Genomic DNA, 21,999 nt, shown 5'->3' with positions numbered 1-21,999 from the left:
GTGGGATTTAGTTTAGCGGACCTGGTGGTCAAAGAATAAGATCAACTATTACTATAAATTTATAGGTTTACAGTCATGGAACATTTTCCTGAATTCCCATACTTTTTTATCTTTGGCTTTGGTTATACGGCCGAATTTTTAGCAAGAGAACTTTCTCAATTGAATTTTAGAGTGGTTGGTACAACTCGAGATAAAGATAAAATTCTAAATAATGTTCAAAAAGATTACAAACTCATTGATTTTAATGGGGAGGAAATAACCTATTTCTTAAATAAGGCAACTCACATTTTAATCAGTATCCCTCCTTCAGGACAAGGTGATCCTGTCCTTTCATGTTTTAGTGATTTAATCATGCAAAACAAAACACATATTCAATGGATGGGATATCTTTCTTCTACAAGTGTTTATGGGGATCATCAGGGGGCTTGGGTAACGGAGGAATCGGACTCTAAAGCAGCAGGAAGTCAAGGTAAGTTAAGATTAGTTGCCGAAAATAAATGGATGATTTTCGCCAGAGCACAAGGAATTCCATTTCATATTTTTAGATTGGCAGGAATCTATGGACCACATCGTAATGCAATAGAACGAATCATCGGCGGAAAAAAAGTCAGTATTTACAAAGAGGGACAAGTTTTCTCCAGAATCCATGTTGCGGATATTGCTGCAGTCATTAAGGCCTCCATAATGAATTCGCAGCCTTATTCAATTTATAATGTTGCGGACGATGAACCTACCCCGGCGCATATTGTGGATGCCTACGCTGCATCATTACTCAATCGGCCGCCTTTACCACTTCTCTCATGGGAAACAGCAACCCTATCTCCAATGGAACAACAATTTTATGCAAGTAATCGTCGGGTTTCTAATGCTAAGATTAAAGAAGAATTAAAGATAGACCTGCTTTATCCTTCTTATAGAGAAGGATTAACTCAACTTTTTAATGATAGTTATAAGGGAAAAATTTAGAGCTTCGAACTTGTAGAAATAAAATTGCTACAATAAATAAGTGTGCTTATGAGAGACTGACAATGTCGGACGAATTACTAGATGTCCTGGTTGTTGGGGCTGGACCTGTGGGTTTATTTTGTGCAAACGAACTAACTCGTCAGGGTTTGAATTGTCGGATAATTGATAAAAAGTTAACAACTAGTGATAAATCCAAAGCATTAGCGATTCATATTCGAACACTTGATCTTCTTAGGGATTGTGGTTTTATCGAAGAAATTCTGATTCAAGGACATAAAGTTGATGGCGTCTTGTTTAAATCTAAAGGTCAAGAGTTAATTCATGCAACCTATGCAAACGTAGAAGCAAATTACCATTTTGTTATTGATCTTCCACAAAGTAAAACAGAACAAATTCTCCATCAAGGGTTGATTGATAGAGGATTGCATGTTGAGTGGCAAACGGAACTTACACAAATAGAACAAGGCTCCAATCATGTCGTATCTACCCTAAAACATGTTGATGGCCGTATCGAAGTAGTTCAGGTGAGTTGGGTTATTGCGTGTGATGGTTCACACAGCACCTTAAGAAAGCAAGTTAATGCCGAATTTATAGGTTCTTCGTATAAGCAAACATGGTGGTTGGCTGATGTATTGATTGATTGGAAATTACCTGAAGATAAATTTATTCTTTATGTCAGTGACAAAGGCCCAGCCGCATGCTTTCCCATGGGAGAAAAACGGTATCGTATCGTTATGACCGCCCCCGAAAAAATTATGAGCCAGGAGCCCACAATGGAGGATATAGTCCAGGCTTTTAAATTGCGATGTACGGATCCAGCCACACTTCATGATCCTGTTTGGATCAGCCAATTCGGTATCGATCACAAACAGATACAAAATTATCGTTATGGTCGGGTATTTTTTGCAGGTGATGCAGCGCATGTTCATAGTCCTATGGGGGGACAAGGTTTAAACACTGGCTTACAAGATATCTATAATTTGGCTTGGAAATTAGCGCTCGTACATAAAGGATTGGCACATGATGCCTTACTGGATAGTTACCACAGTGAACGTCACCCCATTGCAGCAGGAGTTTTGAAAAAAACCGGGGTAATGACCCATTTAATTATGATAAGCAATCCATTGCTAATTAGGTTACGCAATTTTATTTTACATACTGCCATGTCGTTTGATGCGATGAAAAATTTCATCCTTAATGATCTGGCTGAATTGTCCGTGAATTATGCTAAGAGCCCCATCGTAAGAGTTCTGGGTCAAAAGACGCAGTTCAAAACAGGTGGATTTCTTCTTGATTTTCCTTTGATTGATGCCCACAGTAAAGAGAAAAAGGGGTTACACCAAATAACCCAAGGGATACGACATCATTTATTATTATTTACTGGTCTTGCATCGAATCAATCCGCTCTTTTATTTAAAATATTAGCCGCTATGGAGGAGCGATTTAAAGGGTTAATCCAAACACACATAATATGTTCTAATTCTGAAATAACATTACCTGTTGAAGAGATGTCGCTATTAATTGACGAGAATCAAAAAATGCATCAGTTCTTTAAACTCAATCAAGCCACTGCCGTCTTGATTCGTCCGGATAAATATATTGGTTTAACTCAAATGCCAGTGAATAAGGAAGCATTACTGGAATATATGGAACATACTTATTTTCAGGTGGAAGCTCAAATTTGATTCAGGATTATACATTAAGCGTTCCAAAACGGCATATCCTTTATCGGGCTCATATGAACTTCATCGAAGACATTTTGAAGTGTCATCTTTTGTTCCATGCGTAAAAATTATATCATCTCAAGCATGAGTGATTTATTTTCAAAAAAATAATAAACAGATTGTCGGGTTGAAATGTAAAATAGGTTGTAATCAACCTAAAAATAGAATAAAAAATTGCATAGTAATCTGTACCGTCTCATTGATACAAAGTACACCCTTATTCAGGCCACACCTTCATAAAACTATGGACTGTTACATGCTGATAGGGAAATGTCTAATTATATGGATCACATGAGTTGAACTACCCAGAAATGGACCTATTTATAAAATAGGTACGCTAAAAAATATTGAATAAAAATAATGAGAAATGGATTAATACTTTATGAAAATAAAATTACTGGCGCAATGCGTCAATATTTTAAGGATAAAAAGTACCTTACTATGTTGGCTTTTTTGTTTTGTGTTTTCAGTGAATGGTTTTACGGCTCCTAGCGAGGCTGAACTCATTAAAAAATTACAAGCTATCGAAAAGAATTCGAATACAGTAATGGGGATTACTGCTATCTACATAGAGAAAAATAAAACAATTACACACAATAGTAACCAGCGTTTTTTCATGGCAAGTACTATCAAGTTACCCATCGCAATGGCATTTCTGCACCGTGTCGATGAAAAAAAAGACTCCTTAGATCGCGTGATTAAAATGGACTCGAGTGATTCTGTTCCAGGTTCTGGAGCATTGCACTATCTATTTGAAAAGAAAAAACTCAGCATTTCATTAAAGCAGATATTGATGCATACACTCAAAAATAGTGATAACAGTGCGAGTGATGCGTTATTACAAGCGGCTAATGGGCCTAAATATGTAGCAAAACGGATGAGCGTACTGGGATTTAAAAATATTTTTATTAATCGATCTATTATGGAAATGTTTTTGGATACAAACCATGTAGACCATTCATTTTTAAGAAAACGTCAACCTATCTCTTCCTGGCAAAAAATATCCAATCGTGTGCCTCTCAAAGAAAAGCAGCAAGCATGGCAACGTTTTGAAAAAGATATTCGCGACACCACAACGCCTGATGATATGGCAAAATTACTCGTTAAATTATACAAAAAGGAAGCACTCTCGGAATCGAGTACTGATCTTCTGATGAATATTATGGAGCAATGCCGAACGGGTCGAAGTAGAATAAAAGGGTTACTACCACCCAATGTGAAGGTAGCTCATAAAACGGGGACTTGGTCAATTTATGAACGAGATTATTTACGATATCCCGGTTCCAAAAAACTGTATCGTTTTGTCAGTGATGTTGGGATTATTACTTTACCCAAGAATAAGGGACACATTGCAATTGCAGTATATGTTAAATCTAAATCAGCGAGTGATTATCCTCGCAGCCGCGCTATTGCACTTGCCAGTCGCGCTATTTATGATCATTTTATGAAGTCATAATGGTCATCCTATTCATTTAACCCCGGTATCTATCACATAAACCCGGGTTTTGCTGCGCTGCACCAAATACGACGGATTTTTCAAAAAAATGTTAGAAAAGCTCTCTTATTTCGTATACTCTGTCACAAAATTAAACTTTGACAAGGAGGTTGGGATGCGCCGTTGTTTGACTTTGGTTATTCATGGACTCGTTTATTTGTTCCTGAGTTTTGGTTTATATGCTCAGTTACCCTGTGATTATCAGGAATTATCTGCTGCAGAAAAGCAAAATTTATTATGGAATGAAATCATCTTAAGTAATTCAGAAGATCAATTACCTCCATTAACGGGTAGTAGTTTTAACGAAGTACTCGATAAATTAAAAGGTCTTTTTAACTTAAAACCTACATTTGATTATGCCAGTGATGAACTGCCCGAGGGGCGGGTAAAAATTATTCATGCGAATGGTTCGGTAGGAAAAATCGCTTGGATTCCTGCAGAGGGTCATCCGTTCACGGGTATTTATCAATCCGGTGGAGTTGGGCTTGTACGTCTTTCTCTGGCCACGCCACCTGCAGATGATACTTATATTCCGGGAATGGCAATTAAAATTTTAATCTCGAATCACTCTTCTTTAAATTTACACGTCATGAATTTGCTTGAGGGACAAAAAGAGAATTGGAATTATTTTGCAAAAGATTTTTCCAATCAAATCCCCCATCCTACCAGTTGGACCTTGATTGCCATTGAGAAAATATTCGAATTTACTCGTGACCCAGCGAATAATCTACCTCTATGGCATTTAGCCGCCTGGTCAAATGAAGGGAAATATAATGGGATACCTGTGTTTCCTGAACGACTTTATTTTAGACCCACTAGCTTTGTCAAAGATTTGATTCCGGAAACCTCTCGAGAGGATTTTAGAGTTTCGTTCTTGCAAGTACCTATGGGACCTCTATATGAAGTCTATGGAGAATATCAAGGCACAGAGTACCATATTGGCACCTTAGTCTTGGAAAGTCCTTTATTGGCTTCAAATTATGGTGACAAAAAACTATTCTTTCAGCATCAAAGATAATCCATCAATCGTAGCCTAAGCTCAGGGGCGCCATCTTTATATCAAGCCCCAGTTGATTGCAGCATAGGCTACATGATTTATTATTCATTTAATCTTTAGTTCACTAAACGCACCGGGGGAAGGACGATTTCTTCCTCCTTCGATGCAAGGATCAATTCTTTGGGATTGATTTTGTTTGAGGTGTTTAACTCCATGAATGATATTGGGGATGGTACTACAGGTCTACCAAGGAGACTTAGTTTTTGTATACTGCTATTTAATTCATTATCCGGAAGAATTTTTTGGCTCCTTGCTTTGTTTCGTTCTTTATATGCTAACGGGCCTTCATCTGAATTAAGCACTTTACATCTTAAAACATTGCGCAGGTAAAATTCTGCAGTTGTTTTATCCACTGCTTTATCACGATTCTCCAAAATATAGCGAAATACCTGCTCGATTTGTTTCTCTTCAGTTTTGCGTGCTTCCTTTCCACAAAGTGTATCTAAATTGAAAATATGTGCTAGGAGACTTTGAAAACCATCATGTCCGTGAACATAAGTAATATGGTAGTTATTGTGTATTACTGGTCTTGCTGTTTCGGTTTCTTTTGTTGCATCCCAGCGGTTCCAGAAAAGATAAACTAAAGGCCATGCTGCTCTTTCTTGTTCTGACATATTGGTTCTGTCGTGGATTGCATCCGTATGAAAAAGAGTGTGAACACTATTACTGTCAAGATAGAATTGAAATTGATGATTTATTCGTTCAATAGTTGCTGCTAAAGCTTCAGCGGTGGAGTCGTCATAGTTTACCCCCAAACTTTTAGCCATCAATTGAATGGCATCAAAACGGATGGGGGCATGACTAAATAAAGTAATTCCCTGCTCACTTATTGTGTAGTCCAGTACTTTTAAAGTGGGTTTATAGCATTCATTGACTAAACGCCTTAGCTCTTCATGGGAAATTATATCGTTTTCAAGTAAGAGCTTAAGTCCCCAAAATGAAGGGATTTGGAAATCGCCTATATAACCTGCAGGCAAAAAGGGTTTCCCTGCCATCAACTGCTCGAACGCGTAGAGGAACTCACTGCCATGATTAGAGATAAGAATATTTAAGGGACAACGATTTTGTTGAAGTAAGTTGAGAATTTTGAGTGTGAAGAAATCACAATTTCCACGATCCGCAATTTCATCACCAAGAAGGCGAATCATGGTTTGATTATCATGGACTTCTATCTGTTCCAAGAAGTGATTAAATTGGGCAACATAATGAGACAGCTTATCTTTAGGTTCAGTTAACTTGTTGTTTAATTTTAGGTGTTCCTTTTCAGCTGTTTGTAACTTTTCTAGTGTTTGTTGCCGCAGGGCTTGATACTGTTGAGTTTCATTGTTGCCTTCAACGGATAATAATTTATCAAGATGGGCAATGCGTTCTTTTGCATTATCTATTTTGATTTGAGTTAATTGCAAAAGAGTACGAGCTTCCAGGTACTCTTCAAGGATCCCACCATATTCTTCATAGAGTGTTACAAATTGTTGATAGGCTGTTTCAGCATTTTTAACGGAATCTTTAAATCGAATGATTTGATGCCGAAAAAGGAAATGTATGAGGTTGATTGGATTGCCATGTAAATCTCCGAGAGTGATAGAGCCTAAATTGTATTGCAACTCATTTGGAAATTTATAAATATCAATATTTTTATTGATAAGGTGATTGGTCATCCATAACCTAGGCTTATGATCTTTATTAAAAGAAAATAATGGATCGGCTCAAAAATATCAAATAAGAAGTATGCTTATTATTTTAGAAGAATTAATGCCAAATTTAAAAATGAAAGGCACGCAATTACGAGAAAGGTCAAAATCATTCCCTGGACACGAAATTTTAAATGATGTTGTTTCCTAAGAAATGCATATGCATGGAAAAATCGCCCCAGGAAAAAGAAAAATACCAAGATAGACAGAGTTATCCAGCTAGCCTTATTTGCTTCCGCACAAAAAAGCAATATCAATGTGAGCGGAACATATTCGTTAAAATTGCCATGAGCTCTTATTGCCTTTTCCAGATCAACACATTCGTTACAGCCAATAGTCACTTTATATTTTCGCCGCAAGGTCACAACATAAATTGAGAGATAAACATAAGCTAGAGCCAATAAGGAACTGCTGATGGTTGTTACCGGATACATTTATTCCTCCTCTAAAAATGAATCTATAAAATCCGAAAAGCACTGTTGAACTTGCTCGAAAGCAACTAACCATGGTAGATGCCCTGCTTTAGTGATTATTTTATTGATAATGTTTTTTTCTTGAAAGCTTTGGTTTTCGACAAAGATTTTGGGCGGACAAATAAAGTCATGTTCGCTCGCAATTGTCATTGTAGGTATGGATTTTGGAATCCATTTACAGGAATAATTTGGATAAAAATGTTCAATAGCATGATAATAAGCTGCATTATTAAACGCAAAAAGAGCGATAACTTTCTCTCCTGCCTCCAATTCATCGGATGTAAAGCAATAATATTTATAAGTGTTCCAAAATTCTTTATAGGTATCATTTGATGGATTCAAATGATATTGACCGGCAGCAGGAACCAGATCGGGTAAATGGTGCAGTTGCTGCATGGCATGTACATGTTGGAAGAAACTGTTTTCCAGAGTAGTATTCATTAATACTAAACCGGCCAGATGGTGTTTTAATTCGGGTAGATTTAAAGCGAACATTCCTGAAAAACTGTGCGTGACCAATATCGGTTTAGGAAATGATTTTAATAAATCAATTAAACCATCTTGCCAATATTGAATACCCAGTTCACCTTGAGTATTGGTGCCATCTTTAGGGAAGTCTAAAAGAAAAGAAGAGCCAGGCAAATGTAATGTGTTACATAAATCAGTGAGATATTCCGATCCTAAACCTGGACCAGCAGGTAAGAATAGCCAGGAATAGCCAAAACCTTTCTTCTGTTGTTTTATCCTATAACCAAATTTAGAGTAGTGCATGCTTTTTATTATCTCTTTTATCAGGTTGTTATCATAACATATGGATTAGTTGAATTAATGTTGCATTAACATTTATAGTAATTTTAAGGGAGCTCTATTAACTCGATAGAAGTATGAAGTACTCTATCGAAACAGGGAGTATATTTGTGAAAAAAACATCACATATCGTTTTTTCAGGTCTTTTTTTATTTTCGGCTCATGTACATGCAACTTATCTTAACTATAGTGGTAGATGTCAGTTTACATTGACTCGCGATAGATATGCTTATTGTTTGGAAAAAGAGATGGTCTTTTATGACAATAAATTTAGCCAGCTCTATAGTAATTTAACCCCTGTTGCATCAATTGCTGCAACAGAAGCATTAGCAACACAGGTGGTAGAGCCGGATTGTGATGCTATAGCAAAAAAAATTGGCGCGGGTTTGGAATATCATATTGCGTTTCGAACCTGCATGATTTATATCACCAAAGAAAAAATTGCCTGTATCAAGCGGTTTATACCTTGTCAAACCTGTTGGGGGAGAGGGTGGGCTAACTCCTTAAAAAGACCGTATTTATTCTTAGAGAACGTTTCCATTAATATGTCGGACCCTACGTGATTGTATAAGATATAAGGCAAAAGCAGCGAAAATCAAGCGTGATGTTGTGAACCGTACCCCATGATGATCTATTTATCAAATCAACCTGGGTTACGGTTTCAACGGTTCAAACTACTTAATGTGCAGGTTTAGATGCAGGTTCTGGTGTAGAAGTTGGAGCTGATGTAGTGGCTGGTGCAGCCTCAGATTTGGAAGAAGCAGCAGTACTTTCGGCACAAGCATCAGCAATAGTATCAATTTCTGCGTCATATTGTTTGTCCGTCATATCATTGGATTTTTTGAGCAAATCCACTAATTTGGGTTTGGCACAATCGCAGAAAGTAGTGATTAATTTTTTATCTTCATCAGATTGTTTGGGAATAACCAGGGCCCAGCGATCCTGACAATAATCAGTTACATCACTATCTTTGGCTTTATCTAAACCAACATCAGCTTCTATGGAATCCATCGCATCATGGAGCAAGGTTCTTGAGATACACATCTGAGCTGCTTTTTGAACGGCTGCTTCACTATCTAATTGTTGTTTAGCTGCACAGGCACAATATTTTTCCCCAAAATTCTTAAAATCTACTTTGTCTTTTACATCATCTGCTTTTTTCATCCAGGCATTAGTACAACGAGATTGAAAATCGTCCGGCGTATCAGCATAAGTAGCTAAGGAACATAACATTGCAAGAATAGCTATACCGATTCCTTTTAAAAAGAAACGATTCATAGTCGGTCACTCCTTGTGATGGTAAATGGATTACTTCCTCACTGAGGATAGCCAATGTATTACCGGTAAGCTATAGAATTTTTAAAAATTTAATTTTTTATTCTTCTAAATCGAATAAATTTTTTAAATAAAAAACAATAGTCATAATAAAAACGGAAGAACACGGGGCTCGAATAAAGGATTTACAGGAGAGGATATCTTGGATAATGATCTCGCAGGAAAAACAGAGTCGGGAAGATGGATTAAATAGGGAATAAGAGATCGGATGTAGGGCTACCAGCCCTACAAACTGGATATTTAATTACAGATTGCTCTTATCGGATAAGTTCCTAAATTATTAACTTGCGCTTGAGTTCCAGACTCTGCCAACACAGGAATCTGTTGCATGTTGGACACGGTTGATACTAAAAAATCACCTTGTTTAAATGTAGTTCCATTAAATGTCCCTCTCCCACGAATTATCTGAATAGAAATCTGGCTTTTTACGCTTGAAACGGCATGCACTTCACAAAGCATAGATATTTTCTGTTTATTGGTGTTCGTTAAAACCACTGATTTATTAGGCTCAAGATTAATTTCAACAGGAGAAGCAAGAACAGAAGTGCTCACTAAAAAAAGGATGTTATATAAAACTCTATTCATAAACCGGTGCATAATTGTCCTTATAACTTATCGATAAAAGAGCTTTTGCATAATCTGCTTTTTTGTTGCTACCTATCTCTGTTGATGTGCTGTTCATTTACTACAGCCTCTTGAAATAAAAAGGCCGAGTTAAAGCAAAATCTACAAAATATGCCAGAACTATGATGAAAATCTAGAATATACCGCAATTTTAAATTAGACAAAATTAAAATTTAAAAATGAGTCTAACAGAGGTTACTCAACCAATGAATCAGACTCGATACTTCGAAGTTATTCTGTTATCAAATCTGATTTGAGCCTTATAATAAATTTCAATGGACTGTAGGTTGAGGCTGTTTTTTCTGTTGCAATGCACTCACAAAATTTCTGATTGTACGCACCTCCTGACCCAAAAGGCAGTCGGCTTTACCTGCCTTAATAAAGGCGCTTAATTCTTTACCTAAATTACCGTTTTCCAAAGTCGCTATATGCGGGGTTAAATCAACGCGCTCTCCCTTTAAGGCTTTGCGTACGGCATCAACGGCTTCACTTTTTTGTTTAAAACTTTTCTGAAAGCGGGTAAAAAAATTATGAAAATACTCTTTAGTATTCCCTTCAGAATCCACTACTTTTTTTCTATCCTCAAGATAGCCGGTAAGGAGTGCACTGATGTCATATTCCCTGACTTTTTTCTTATTTCCAAGTGAAGTATACTCTTGGATAATTTTCTCAATGCTTGCACCATGTTTCACGCGGTATTCTTCTACCTTCTCATGATTTCCAGCTAAAATATAACTTTTGACAATGTCATCAGTATTATTTTTTGTACGGTATTCTTCAACTTTCTTGTGATCCCCAGCCAAAGCATAACCTTGGGCAATCGCCGTTAAGCTCGCATTGAACCGCTTCCGAAATTCTTGAACTTTGTCATGATTACCAGCTATAGCATAGCCTTGAGCAATTAAATCAACTATATGAGTACTTACGTTAGGTAAAAGTAAATATTCCTCGACCTTATTATGATTCCCAATTATTGCATAGCTTTGAGCAATCCCGTAAGCGCTTGCATTGTGCCGGATACGATACTCGTCAACTTTCTTATCATTTCCTGCTAAAACATAATATTTAGCAATTGCATGAACACTTACGCGATGTTCTTTACGATATTCTTCAACTTTTTGATGATTACCGGCGAGCGCATAACCTTTAACAATTGAACTGGGAGATGCTGAATGTTGCATCCGATACTCTTCAACTTTCTCATGACAATTAGCAATCGCGTAGCCTTCGGCAATTGCATTTGCGCTTGCGTTATATTTCGTCCGATATTCTTCTACTTTAATATGATTGCCCGTTCTCGCATAGCCTTGAGCAATGGCATCAACACTTGCGTCATGCTCCTTACGATATCGTTCAACTTTAAGATGATTTCCGGCTCTGGCGTAACTTTGCGCAATTGCGTCAACACATGATTTCTTCTGACTTGCTTCCCGATAGTATTCAACCCTTGGGTGAATTCCAGTTAAAGCATAACCTTTAACTATGCTATCAATATTGGCATTGTGTTCTTCTAGATAATATTCAACCTTTTCATGTTTTCCTGCAGAAGCATATGCTTCCGCAATCTCATGAACGCTTGCATTATATTTTGTGCGATAATCTTCTACTCTTTTATATTTTCCTGAAAAAGCATAACCTTTTGCAATTGCATGGACACTGGCTTTATGTGTTTCTCGATATTCTTCAACTTTCAGAAAATATATATCTCCCGCAGAAGCATAACCTTGAGCAATTAGATCAACGCTTGCGTTATGTCTTGTGCGATATTCTCCAACTTGAGTATGATTTCCAGCTAATGCATGGGCATAGGCAATGTGATCAACGCTTGCTCCTAGTTCCCGCAACCACTCAACTTGTTGAAATTTTCCTTTTAATACTAAAAGACCTGCTGGAGTAATTAATGGATTATCGCCTCTTTTCTCATCAATATGTAATCCTTTTAATCTCGAGCGTAAGTCTTCTTTGGATGTTGCTTGTAGTGCTAATTCATAAATTAAGTTGAACATAATTGAATTTGAACTGATCAATAATGAGAATTATTGTACATCAATTGATCCTGTTAGTCGATTTGTATTTTTACCTAAGTGCGTGAATTAATAAATGAATAGGATTGAAAAGTGGAACATCCCATGTAAGAATTCCATGTGAAAATTGGACTTAAATAGATAAAGGATCATCACATGTTAAAAAATCTTCTATCCGTTGCTGCTTTTTTCTTATTATCATGCTCAGCATACGGTATGCCCGAGGAAGAAAAAACCTTTCTTGCAAATCAATGTCATGAAGTGTCGCTAAAAATTGAAGCATTAAACGTTGATCAAACAAATTCCTGCTCATCCATAATTCAAGAATCTGCGAAATTAGTAGACCGTAGTGGACAGTTCATATTAAAAGAGTATTGGTTTAACGCACGGACTGATTTGCATCGTTCCTATAGATTATTAACGGATGCGAATAAAATGAATTGTAAATCAGGCACAGAAATTTCCACTACACAAAAAGAGATTGATGACATTTTAGAACAATTATACGGGTTGGAATAAGCCAAAATTGGAAAGGGTGTCTATTATACGTTTTGAGGGCTCGATCTTTAGCAAAAGGAAACGCAAATGAAAATTATTGTAGTCGGAGGAACTGGAATAATAGGTGAAGCAGTCTGTAAAGAACTTTCGCAACGTCATACAGTGATTACCGTAGGGCATACAACGGGTGATTTTCAAGCAGACATTAGGGATGCACATTCAATTGAAAAGCTTTACCAATCGGTGGGTTCATTCGATGCGGTTGTTTCGGTCACTGGGGAAGTGTATTTTGAAGCATTAACGAACTTCACTGAAGAACAATATACCATGGGCTTGAATAGTAAATTAATGGGACAAATCAGATTAGTATTGGCAGGCCTTAAATACATTAATAAGTGCGGTTCATTTACTTTAACCAGCGGTATTTTAAGCCATGATCCCATTCCGATGGGAACATCTGCCGCTATGGTCAATGGCGCGATCGATTCTTTTGTCAAAAGTGCTGCGATCGAAATGCCTCATCATCTTCGTATTAATTCAGTAAGTCCTACGGTCATATCGGAATCAATGAATCGTTATGCTCCTTTTTTTCGTGGTTTTGAATCGGTGCCGGCGAGTCGAGTTGCCCTGGCATTTAGCAAAAGTGTCGAAGGTGCGCAAACCGGAATGGTCTATTCTGTAGAATAAAATTTTAGAATCCACATATGATGTCGGTATGTGTCGCTTGTAATCTAGCAATTTAAGGATATTTTAGCATGTGGGTTAGAACCGTTTGTTTTTGTTTCTTTTCATATCTTTTTGCTGGAGAAATAAGGGCGGCTATTCCTGCTGATTTTATATTTCATGATAAACCAGTGGATGCGTTGTGTTTCTTTAATATGGAAGGAAATGAAATTGATTTGAATCAATGCGGGTTAGCAAAAGAAAATTACGTCATGAAAGGGCAAAACTCGAAGCTTATTGCCGAAGGTTTTATAGGTTATAATTGGCAAGATCCCGAATTTTCAGATTCAGCCCAAGGATATAGCTATTATAAGTTCTTTAATGCAGGAGAAAAATTATATTGGCTTTACACTCTTAATAGTGGTGGTGGCACTGGAGTTTTTACTGCCATCCATCTTGTAAAGAGAAATAAGGCGGATATTTTGAATCTTGAAACTTTAGCAGGGGGGGATCGTTGTAATGGGGGTTTACAAAACGTGTCCGAAAGCAACCATCACTTAATCTTTAGTCAAAATCTTACCGCCTATGATCTTATTGCATTATCCAAAGAGCCTGATCCTAGGGTTAAAGCATATGATGATTTGGCTGCTTGCGCTATTTGTTGTGTTGCTAAAGCATATTATAAAGTCGATTCCAATGCACAATTGAAATTTGATTATGTTGATCTAGGAACTATCGCAGATACCAAAGAAATGCCTAATCAAGGTTCACTCCAGTCCTGCTTCAATCAATTATTCATTTCTTATGTTGCGGCAGGTAATTCCAAGCTAACACAAAATACCTTAAATGAGTTTGCTGCAAAATTTAAGCAAACATGTACAAAATTGAATTAAAACCAGGTAGAAAATTTTTATCACTGTGCTTTTATCTCTTATCTTGTGGACAAAAAAGCATGATGTTTTTTTACTGATACGGGTACTCGCTGTAAGCGCTTTGATTTCCGATACTCTGCTTAATTCTTAATTTGAGCTATGCTTATTTCAATAGTCAGAGCAGGATATTGTGGTCTAAGGGAGAAGATCAAGAATGAGTTACTTTAATGCGAAGGACCCAATATGTAAGACTCAAAGATGTCCGGAACAAGTTAGTGTAGTGTTGCTCCCTCGGGCAGTTGATCTGGGTGGATTTCAAGTAGAGCGTATAATCCCCTCTAAGGAGAAAAAAACTGTAGGCCCTTTTGTTTTTTGGGATCAAGCAGGACCAAGCGAACTGCTAACGGGAGGAGGAATCGATATACTTCCGCATCCACATATTGGTTTATCAACCATGACGTATCTATTTTCTGGAAAATTGGAACATCGAGATACACTTGGCAGTTGTCAAATTATTGTTCCTGGCGAAGTGAATTTAATGACAGCGGGTCGAGGGATTGCTCATTCAGAGCGTACGCCATATGAAGCTCGTTTATATCCACATCACTTCTTTGGCATTCAATGCTGGCTCGCATTAGCTATTAACAAAGAAGAAACCAATCCTTCATTCACCCATTATGATAAAAGTGCCATTCCTATATATAATGATGATAAAAATATGAGTTTGCGAATTGTTACTGGCGAATGGATGGGCTCTAAATCATCGGTTATTGCTCCAAATGGTGCACTTTTTGTCGAATGTAAATTAAAACCTCACATTCAATTTAGTATTCCATCCACAGTAGAAGAGCGAGCAATTTATCTTTTAAGTGGTAAGATAACTATTGAGAACATTCCGTATAACGCAACTAGCATGCTTATCCTTAAAACAGGAGTTGAAGTCAAAATAACGGCTACTTCTGAGGTCCATATGATTATCTTAGGTGGGCCCCCACTTGAACAACGACGATATCTTTGGTGGAATTTTGTAGCCAGTTCTAAGGAACGAATTGAGCAGGCAAAATTGGATTGGAACGAAGGGCGGTTTGGGACCATACCTGGCGATGATAAAGAATGGATCCCTTTACCCGAATAAACAGTTGTGCAGTTTAAAATACTTCATTTAAAAGGACCTTGAAAAATGAAAAAATCAGCTCAGGAAACTCAATATCTCAAAGAAGGAACCATTAAAACCAAATTGACCGGTTATAATCTGTTGAATAATTCCAGATTAAATAAAGGGACCGCATTTACTGATCATGAACGGGATGACTTTTCTCTTCACGGTTTATTGCCTCCTCAAGTGAGTACTTTGCAAGAGCAGCAAAAACGTCGCTACGATGGATTGACTGAATTGTCTACTCCATTAGAAAAGTACAGTTTCCTACGGGGTCTCCAAGATAATAATGAAACACTGTTTTACTCGTTGATTATTAATAATATTGAGGAAATGCTTCCTATCGTTTATACCCCCGTAGTTGGTGAGGGATGTCAGAAATTCAGTGAAATATTTCGCAAACCACGAGGTCTATTTCTTAGTTATCCTAATAAGCATTTGATTGATCAAATTTTTTCTCATCCCCGCTATGATCTAATCAAGTGTATCGTTGTAAGTGATGGTGAGCGTATTCTCGGTCTGGGTGACCAAGGCGCGGGAGGCATGGGAATCCCTATTGGTAAAATGGCACTTTATACTGCTTTGGCTGGCATTCCCCCACAATATTGCTTGCCTATTTTACTGGATGTGGGAACTGATAATGAAGAACGATTGGCAGATCCTCTTTATGTTGGTTGGCGACATCATCGTATTCGTGGGGAAGAGTATGATGCATTTGTGGATACTTTTGTATCTGCAGTGAAACGTCGTTGGCCGCATGTTCTTCTACAATGGGAAGATTTTGCAGGCGTAAATGCAACACGGTTATTGGCCCGTTATCGAGATCAACTGTGCACATTCAATGATGACATCCAAGGAACTGCAGCGATGGCGACAGGGACCTTACTTTCTGCTATTAATGTCACTGGAATTCCACTGAAAGAACAAAAAATCGTATTTGTAGGTTTTGGTGGCACGGGACATGGAATTGCTGAATTGATACGAGGGGCTCTTAAAGATGCAGGATTAAGCGATCAAGAAGCCGGCGATCGTATCTATGCGGTGGATAGATACGGACTTCTTGTTGAAGGGGGTAAAGGATTGACTGCGGATCAGGCTACTTTTGCGCGTAAACGCTCCGAAGTATCTGGATGGCAGCTTAGCAATTCAGAAGAAATCGGATTGCTCGATGTGGTTCGCAATGTTAAGCCGACGGTGCTTATTGGCGTTTCAGCCCAACAAGGTGCATTTACTGAAGAAGTGGTCCGTACGATGGCAAAGTATACCGATCGCCCCGTTATTTTCCCGCTTTCTAATCCAACTTCTCATAGTGAAGCAATACCCCAAGATCTGTTTAATTGGACGGAAGGTCGTGCTTTAATTGGAACAGGAAGTCCTTTCGAGCCTGTACAGTACAAAGGGAAAGAATATCATATTGATCAAACAAATAATTCATACATTTTTCCCGGTTTAGCTTTAGGAATTATCTCTTCCAAGGCAAAACTGGTTTCCGATGGAATGATCAAAGCGGCCGCCCTAGCGCTTGCCGAATGCTCTCCAGCCCGAGAAAATAAATCGGCTAATCTATTACCCCCATTGGCAAACCTCCGCTCAATTAGTCTTGCTGTAGCCAAAGCAGTCGGAAAGCAGGCAATATTGGAAGGGCTTGCTGGGGTTAATGAAGCAGGATTTGAGGAGGAGCTTGCAGACAATGTATGGGAACCAGTTTATCAGCCTTACCACATTGACCATTAAGTAGATTCTCAATGATGGTTGGGATAGCCTAATCATCATTGAACCACTTTGGTGTGCGTTGACGTATAATTTAGATAAAAATCATTATGTTAAATATTAATTCAAATTAATGCAACTCTGTGATAAAAATACTGTGGTATGATTTTAAAAATGAAGAATAGTTTCCTTATTTGAAACACAAATAAAGCTAGGCTGGATTCAATTTCATGGGGGATATATCATGAGGAACTCCAAGTTGTCTTTGGATTTAAAAAAGGAATATTCCGAAGATCTATTTTCAAATAATCTCACCTACGAAATTTCTCATGATTACTTAATGGAGTTATTGGATGTCGGCAAATTAAATGTGTGGCAATGGGATTTAGGCACCAATGAAATAATTGATTTTGGCTACTCTGAATCACTATCCATTTTAAATGCAGACAGCAAAGTGGGGCATATCGATCATTTTATAACACGACTTCATCCAGAAGATCGTGAAGAAATTGCCAATGCCTTAGTTAATTCTCTGACCCATTATGAGGACCATTACTCAGATTTTCGTATTCAATCCACTAAAGGACATTATGAATGGGTATCGGCTCGTGGACGTTATATTCGTGATGCAGAAAATAATCCGATTAAAATGATTGGTACCTGGCATTTTATTACCGAACAAAAACAAAATCAGGAGTTAATTAAGCAGCAACAAACGACTCTTGATCGAATATCAAGATGTTATTTTTCCGGAGAAGCAGCCTCCTCATTGTCTCATGAAATTTCCCAACCGTTATCGGCACTGAATTCCTATCTATTAGGTAGTATTTTACGTTTACAGCAAGAGGGGTCCAGTTCAAAGGAGTTCATCGTCGTGCTCCAAAAAGCATTGGAACAAGTTGACCTAATAAGTACTATTATTAAGCGAATGAAACGTTTCGTGACCCATGGAGAATTGCATTTTGAGCGAGTAAATTTAGTTTCATTAGCGAAACAGTCTGTTATCTTGTCAAAATTTTATTCGAATTTTTCAGGAACAGTTCACTATGAATTCGATGAGTATTTGGCCGAAGTCTATTTGGATCGCAATCAAATGCGCCAGGTATTTCTAAACCTTATTAATAACGCTTTTGAAGCAATGTTCGATGCTCAAACCAAAAATCCTTCGTTACTACTTAAGATAAAAAAGCTGGGTACGGAGGTACTGGTATCTATTGTTGATAATGGGCCTGGAGTGCCTCAAGGGGTCCTCAATAATTTATTTACTTCGTGCTATAGCACCAAAGAGTATGGCTTGGGTCTGGGGCTAAGTATTTGTAAAAAAATTATTGAGGCTCATGGCGGGCGCATTAAAATAGAATCAAATACTGCTGGGGAGGGAACTATAAGTTCTTTTAGATTACCTAACCATATTTTGGAATCATATAATGAATAAGACAATTTATATTGTTGACGATGATGAGAATGTATTACGTGCTTTGAAATGGCTTTTTGATTCAATGAGTTTTGAAGTAAAAACTTACTTGGATGCGACAAGTTTTCTCGAACAATATAATTCAAAACATATGGGCTGTTTAATTTCCGATGTGCGTATGCCTGATATGGATGGTCTTGAGCTCCTCGAAAAATTAAAAAGACAAAATAGCTTACTCAAAGTGATTATTATTACAGCGTACGGCGACATCCCCATGGCCGTAAGAGCGATAAAAGCAGGAGCTATAGATTTCATTACCAAACCTATCAATGAGCAGGATTTATTGAAGTTAATTAAAAAATGCCTGGAGCACTACCCCGATCATGTTACACGCGCAATTGATCAATATGAACTTTTGACGGAGAGCGAGTTACGGGCTCTTGACGTTATTTGGAATAAAAATTAATTTTATTTTCTTTTGATAGAAGGAATTGCTCTCGGCGTCAATCTACCCCGCCTTGTTTGAGTGATCATACCCTAACCTATCGTCAACCCATATCTTACGCTCAGAAAATAAACCCTTATGTCCCACGCTATTAAGCCAAAATAATCCTATATCCTTTTAATTAGATCGGACGTTGAATTTATATATTCAATATCCAAGTAAGGCTCTGATCCGATTGGTGTAATCACTTAATGGAGTTTGCATCATAAAATCTTTTAAAGGTGTTTCAATCTCAAAATACAAGATATTGGCTAAAAAACCATAACAACAGGCATCCAGTGAATGGACTTTATTGCCAAATAGATAATCTTTATCTCCTAAAACATAAAGAATCGCTTGCAAATCGTCGATCCCAGATTGATATATATCCTTGGAGGAGTACCTACCAATACCCTGGTAATGATATTTTTCAAGATTATATTTTCGTACCTGCTCAAGAGAGGTTTCTGATAATTCAGAAAGTTGTTTTAAGAATTCAGCTTTGAACAACGGCCAGAATTGTTCATCTTGCCAACGCGAATAGGACATAATCCAATATAAATGATTATCTAGCATTCGATTCATCAAAAAATGGATATTTTTTTGTTCCGCGGTTAGGTCATGATCTAAATTCACATATTTTTGTGAAAGATGGTGCAGAATTGTATTACTATCTGTAATAACCTGCTCTTCATCAATCAGGTAAGGTAACTGCCCGCGAGGTGCATTTTGGGTATTAATAATATGCATATGTTGGTAATCAATTTTGGTTAACCGAAGAAAAGTCTCCACTTTTAGTCCAAAAGGATTATTATCCGGCAGGCCAAAAAGCTCGGGATAAGAATACAAAATTATCATCAAAAACCTCCTGTGATTTGCGCATTACCAATATAATAATTTTTAATAAGCTCTCGAGCAAAGCTCGCTTTCTCTATTTATTTTTAGGTGCCGCAATACAAGTGACTTCCACAAGTAAATCAGGCAGTGCTAATGCGGCTACTCCAATAGAAGCACTTGTATAAGAAGAAACGGGGATACAATTTTTTCGGGTGGCAAAATAAGCCTGGCCATTTTTCTCAATATTAACAATGTACGAGGTCATTGAAAGAATGTGCTCTAAGCTTGAGTGAGCAGCATGCAGAGCGTATTCAATATTTTGAAATAGTTGGCGAGTTTGAGATTCAATATCCAAACCGACTATTTTCCCTTCTTTATCTTGTCCTGCTTGGCCAGTGACGAAAATCAAATCATTATATTGAATGCACTGTGTAAACCCATACTTTTCATAAGAAAGTAATTCGGGAACTTCGATTACCTTTTTGGGCATGATTATTCCTTTAACGTCTGTAGATTATCTTCCTCTTAACTACTAAACCGATCGAGAGCTAAGAAGGTCCATTAAGTTTATATGTTCTCACAAACAGCCCCATCAGCGAATATAAATAATTACACCTTTTTTCTTTAGGATCGCATAAATTGTAATTATTTTGCTCTTTTGTTACAAAAATTAACCATTTGTGGGCGGTTTATGGGATGATTTAATATTTGGTTAATAAATAATCAGTATTATATAAGCTATTCCCTTATCGCGCTGGGAAACCAAATAAACCCATAATTAGGGGGAGGCGATATGCCACATTCGGTGACACTGAATCAAAATATTCAAGATTTAATTCACAAATTAGGCTTAATAGATCCAAGTCTCGTTAAACTATTTGAACACCAAACGACCACTGATATAGACACTATAATTACTTGGTATCAAACATGTCCGAAAATTAAGAGTAATGAGGAAGCTTTTTTTTTGGTTACCTCCTTACGCGCTAATTTATTAAGAGAACTTAATAAGTCATTAAATTCCGGAAAACGGGAAGAAGATACTACAAAAACCCCAATGTCTGCAAAAGCTAAATATGCCTTACTTGCCCTTGCGGGTATTACTTTTTTTGGTTGTGAAGGGTTTGATGGTATCACCGCATTTATGGGAATTTTTTCTTCTATACCGTCACTTGCTATTTTTGCGACGGGGCTAGCATTTTCAATTATTTCCATGATTGTATTTTGCAGTTTTGATTTAGTTGAAATCTCAAAAAATCTGGGAGTCAAATCTTCAGAAACTCCCCAATTAATTGATGCGGCACTCGACGAATTTAAACAAATAAAAGCAATGCGTGCACGACTTATACGTCTTGCCAAAGAGGAGACAGTAACCAGAGATGAGCTCGATAAATACCTCAAGCTCGCAAAAATTTTACTGCAAAGGCACAAAGAGCTTGATGAAATTCGCATGGATTTAACCTTAGCCTCTGAGAGTATGTACTTAACTGCTGCAAAATTTCTTACTGCGGGGGTTGCAGGGATGATCTTTTTCAGTGGTGGTTTTTTTGCAGGGCAGACCGTATCTTTAGCGATTGCAAGCTTATTTGTGACGACCATGTCTGCAACCGCATGGCCCATTGTTGTTGCAGCCGTCGTTGTGGGTTTAGCAGCACTTGCTGTGTACTGGTTTGTAGAACGCCCAGGAATTGAAAATCTGATCAGTCGATGGAAGGGATTGGATAAAGAGAAAATAGATGAATTATGTAAAATTGATCTTGTGGATAAAGAGGCAGGGAAACTCAATGACTTAATTAAGGATCTTGATTCTCAAATTAAACGTGTAGATGAAACGGCTGCAGATAAAGCACAAATCGAGAAGATGAAAAAAGAAATAGATCGTTTGAAGCAGGAGAACAGCGAGTTAAATTCAAAAGTAGCGGGAGCAGAACAAACAATAGATCAATTAACGAAACAGCTCAAAGAAAGACCAGTAATGGAATCTGAACCTGCAAATGCTGGTTCTGTAGATGCTCCAATGGCTCCATCAGATCCCACTGACTCATTCCAAATTTACGGATCCTCAGCTGCTGGTCATTCTTTTTTTGGTATGAAAAAATCAGCATCTACTGGAAATCTCCTTCATTTAGCACGAAAAGAGAATACAACACCTAAGTGGATTTAGCGGCC

21 protein-coding genes are annotated in these 21,999 nt (G+C 37.5%); 13 read left to right on the top strand and 8 right to left on the bottom strand.

The window, feature by feature from the left end:
* Positions 1-75 precede the first annotated feature (75 nt).
* The 4 genes from ACWTE2_RS05425 to ACWTE2_RS05410 all read left to right on the top strand — a co-directional run bounded on the left by ACWTE2_RS05425 (position 76) and on the right by ACWTE2_RS05410 (position 5,203).
* Entirely contained in the window at positions 76-966 is an 891-nt protein-coding gene (locus ACWTE2_RS05425) for an SDR family oxidoreductase (RefSeq protein WP_454784502.1), read from the top strand.
* Between the two features lie 62 nt (positions 967-1,028).
* Positions 1,029-2,651, top strand: coding sequence for an FAD-dependent monooxygenase (locus ACWTE2_RS05420; protein WP_454784501.1), 1,623 nt, complete (start codon positions 1,029-1,031; stop codon positions 2,649-2,651).
* Between the two features lie 421 nt (positions 2,652-3,072).
* Positions 3,073-4,146, top strand: a complete 1,074-nt coding sequence (gene bla, locus ACWTE2_RS05415; RefSeq protein ID WP_454784500.1) for a class A beta-lactamase — start codon at positions 3,073-3,075, stop codon at positions 4,144-4,146.
* A 154-nt stretch (positions 4,147-4,300) separates the two neighbouring features.
* Positions 4,301-5,203, top strand: coding sequence for a hypothetical protein (locus ACWTE2_RS05410; RefSeq protein WP_454784499.1), 903 nt, complete (start codon positions 4,301-4,303; stop codon positions 5,201-5,203).
* A 95-nt stretch (positions 5,204-5,298) separates the two neighbouring features.
* Here the strand turns inward: ACWTE2_RS05410 and wip are convergent, their stop codons facing one another.
* From wip to ACWTE2_RS05395, 3 genes are all read right to left on the bottom strand, one after another.
* On the bottom strand, positions 5,299-6,900 hold the full coding sequence (wip, locus tag ACWTE2_RS05405; RefSeq protein WP_454784498.1) for a Dot/Icm T4SS effector Wip: 1,602 nt from the start codon (positions 6,898-6,900) through the stop codon (positions 5,299-5,301).
* 77 nt (positions 6,901-6,977) lie between these two features.
* Positions 6,978-7,367: an MAPEG family protein gene (locus ACWTE2_RS05400; RefSeq protein ID WP_454784497.1), complete on the bottom strand. Its 390-nt coding sequence runs from the start codon at positions 7,365-7,367 to the stop codon at positions 6,978-6,980.
* Positions 7,368-8,177: an alpha/beta hydrolase gene (locus ACWTE2_RS05395; RefSeq protein WP_454784496.1), complete on the bottom strand. Its 810-nt coding sequence runs from the start codon at positions 8,175-8,177 to the stop codon at positions 7,368-7,370.
* Between the two features lie 146 nt (positions 8,178-8,323).
* On the opposite strand from ACWTE2_RS05395, the gene ACWTE2_RS05390 reads away from it, so the two are divergent.
* Positions 8,324-8,776 carry a hypothetical protein gene (locus ACWTE2_RS05390; protein WP_255464233.1) on the top strand — a complete coding sequence of 151 codons (453 nt, stop codon included), beginning with the start codon at positions 8,324-8,326 and terminating at the stop codon, positions 8,774-8,776.
* A gap of 115 nt (positions 8,777-8,891) precedes the next feature.
* Here the strand turns inward: ACWTE2_RS05390 and ACWTE2_RS05385 are convergent, their stop codons facing one another.
* The 3 genes from ACWTE2_RS05385 to ACWTE2_RS05375 all read right to left on the bottom strand — a co-directional run bounded on the left by ACWTE2_RS05385 (position 8,892) and on the right by ACWTE2_RS05375 (position 12,178).
* The gene (locus ACWTE2_RS05385; protein ID WP_454784495.1) at positions 8,892-9,491 is read right to left on the bottom strand and encodes a hypothetical protein; all 600 of its coding nucleotides are present in this window, start codon (positions 9,489-9,491) and stop codon (positions 8,892-8,894) included.
* A 297-nt stretch (positions 9,492-9,788) separates the two neighbouring features.
* Entirely contained in the window at positions 9,789-10,133 is a 345-nt protein-coding gene (locus tag ACWTE2_RS05380) for a hypothetical protein (RefSeq protein WP_483099542.1), read from the bottom strand.
* 311 nt (positions 10,134-10,444) lie between these two features.
* Positions 10,445-12,178 carry a hypothetical protein gene (locus tag ACWTE2_RS05375; RefSeq protein ID WP_454784493.1) on the bottom strand — a complete coding sequence of 578 codons (1,734 nt, stop codon included), beginning with the start codon at positions 12,176-12,178 and terminating at the stop codon, positions 10,445-10,447.
* 174 nt (positions 12,179-12,352) lie between these two features.
* Here ACWTE2_RS05375 and ACWTE2_RS05370 point away from each other — a divergent pair, with 174 nt between their 5' ends.
* The 7 genes from ACWTE2_RS05370 to ACWTE2_RS05340 all read left to right on the top strand — a co-directional run bounded on the left by ACWTE2_RS05370 (position 12,353) and on the right by ACWTE2_RS05340 (position 18,975).
* Positions 12,353-12,715, top strand: coding sequence for a hypothetical protein (locus tag ACWTE2_RS05370; RefSeq protein WP_182391728.1), 363 nt, complete (start codon positions 12,353-12,355; stop codon positions 12,713-12,715).
* 66 nt (positions 12,716-12,781) lie between these two features.
* Positions 12,782-13,381, top strand: coding sequence for a short chain dehydrogenase (locus ACWTE2_RS05365; protein WP_454784492.1), 600 nt, complete (start codon positions 12,782-12,784; stop codon positions 13,379-13,381).
* Positions 13,382-13,449: 68 nt separating this feature from the next.
* Positions 13,450-14,250, top strand: a complete 801-nt coding sequence (locus tag ACWTE2_RS05360) for a hypothetical protein (protein WP_454784491.1) — start codon at positions 13,450-13,452, stop codon at positions 14,248-14,250.
* A gap of 193 nt (positions 14,251-14,443) precedes the next feature.
* Positions 14,444-15,364, top strand: a complete 921-nt coding sequence (locus tag ACWTE2_RS05355) for a pirin family protein (RefSeq protein WP_454784490.1) — start codon at positions 14,444-14,446, stop codon at positions 15,362-15,364.
* A gap of 45 nt (positions 15,365-15,409) precedes the next feature.
* Positions 15,410-17,119: an NAD-dependent malic enzyme gene (locus ACWTE2_RS05350; RefSeq protein ID WP_454784489.1), complete on the top strand. Its 1,710-nt coding sequence runs from the start codon at positions 15,410-15,412 to the stop codon at positions 17,117-17,119.
* Positions 17,120-17,339: 220 nt separating this feature from the next.
* On the top strand, positions 17,340-18,530 hold the full coding sequence (locus tag ACWTE2_RS05345) for a sensor histidine kinase (RefSeq protein WP_454784488.1): 1,191 nt from the start codon (positions 17,340-17,342) through the stop codon (positions 18,528-18,530).
* Positions 18,523-18,975 carry a response regulator transcription factor gene (locus ACWTE2_RS05340; protein WP_454784487.1) on the top strand — a complete coding sequence of 151 codons (453 nt, stop codon included), beginning with the start codon at positions 18,523-18,525 and terminating at the stop codon, positions 18,973-18,975. Before ACWTE2_RS05345 ends, ACWTE2_RS05340 begins: the two co-directional genes overlap by 8 nt.
* A gap of 186 nt (positions 18,976-19,161) precedes the next feature.
* On the opposite strand, the gene ACWTE2_RS05335 is transcribed toward ACWTE2_RS05340, so the two are convergent.
* On the bottom strand, positions 19,162-19,851 hold the full coding sequence (locus ACWTE2_RS05335) for a glutathione S-transferase family protein (protein WP_454784486.1): 690 nt from the start codon (positions 19,849-19,851) through the stop codon (positions 19,162-19,164).
* Between the two features lie 73 nt (positions 19,852-19,924).
* Positions 19,925-20,320 (bottom strand): RidA family protein, encoded by a 396-nt coding sequence (locus ACWTE2_RS05330; protein ID WP_454784485.1) that lies wholly within the window; start codon positions 20,318-20,320, stop codon positions 19,925-19,927.
* Between the two features lie 303 nt (positions 20,321-20,623).
* On the opposite strand from ACWTE2_RS05330, the gene ACWTE2_RS05325 reads away from it, so the two are divergent.
* On the top strand, positions 20,624-21,994 hold the full coding sequence (locus tag ACWTE2_RS05325; RefSeq protein WP_454784484.1) for a coiled-coil domain-containing protein: 1,371 nt from the start codon (positions 20,624-20,626) through the stop codon (positions 21,992-21,994).
* Positions 21,995-21,999 lie beyond the last annotated feature (5 nt).

Source organism: Legionella nigrisilvae (assembly GCF_977063395.2).
This window is presented reverse-complemented; position numbering and strand designations above follow the sequence as displayed.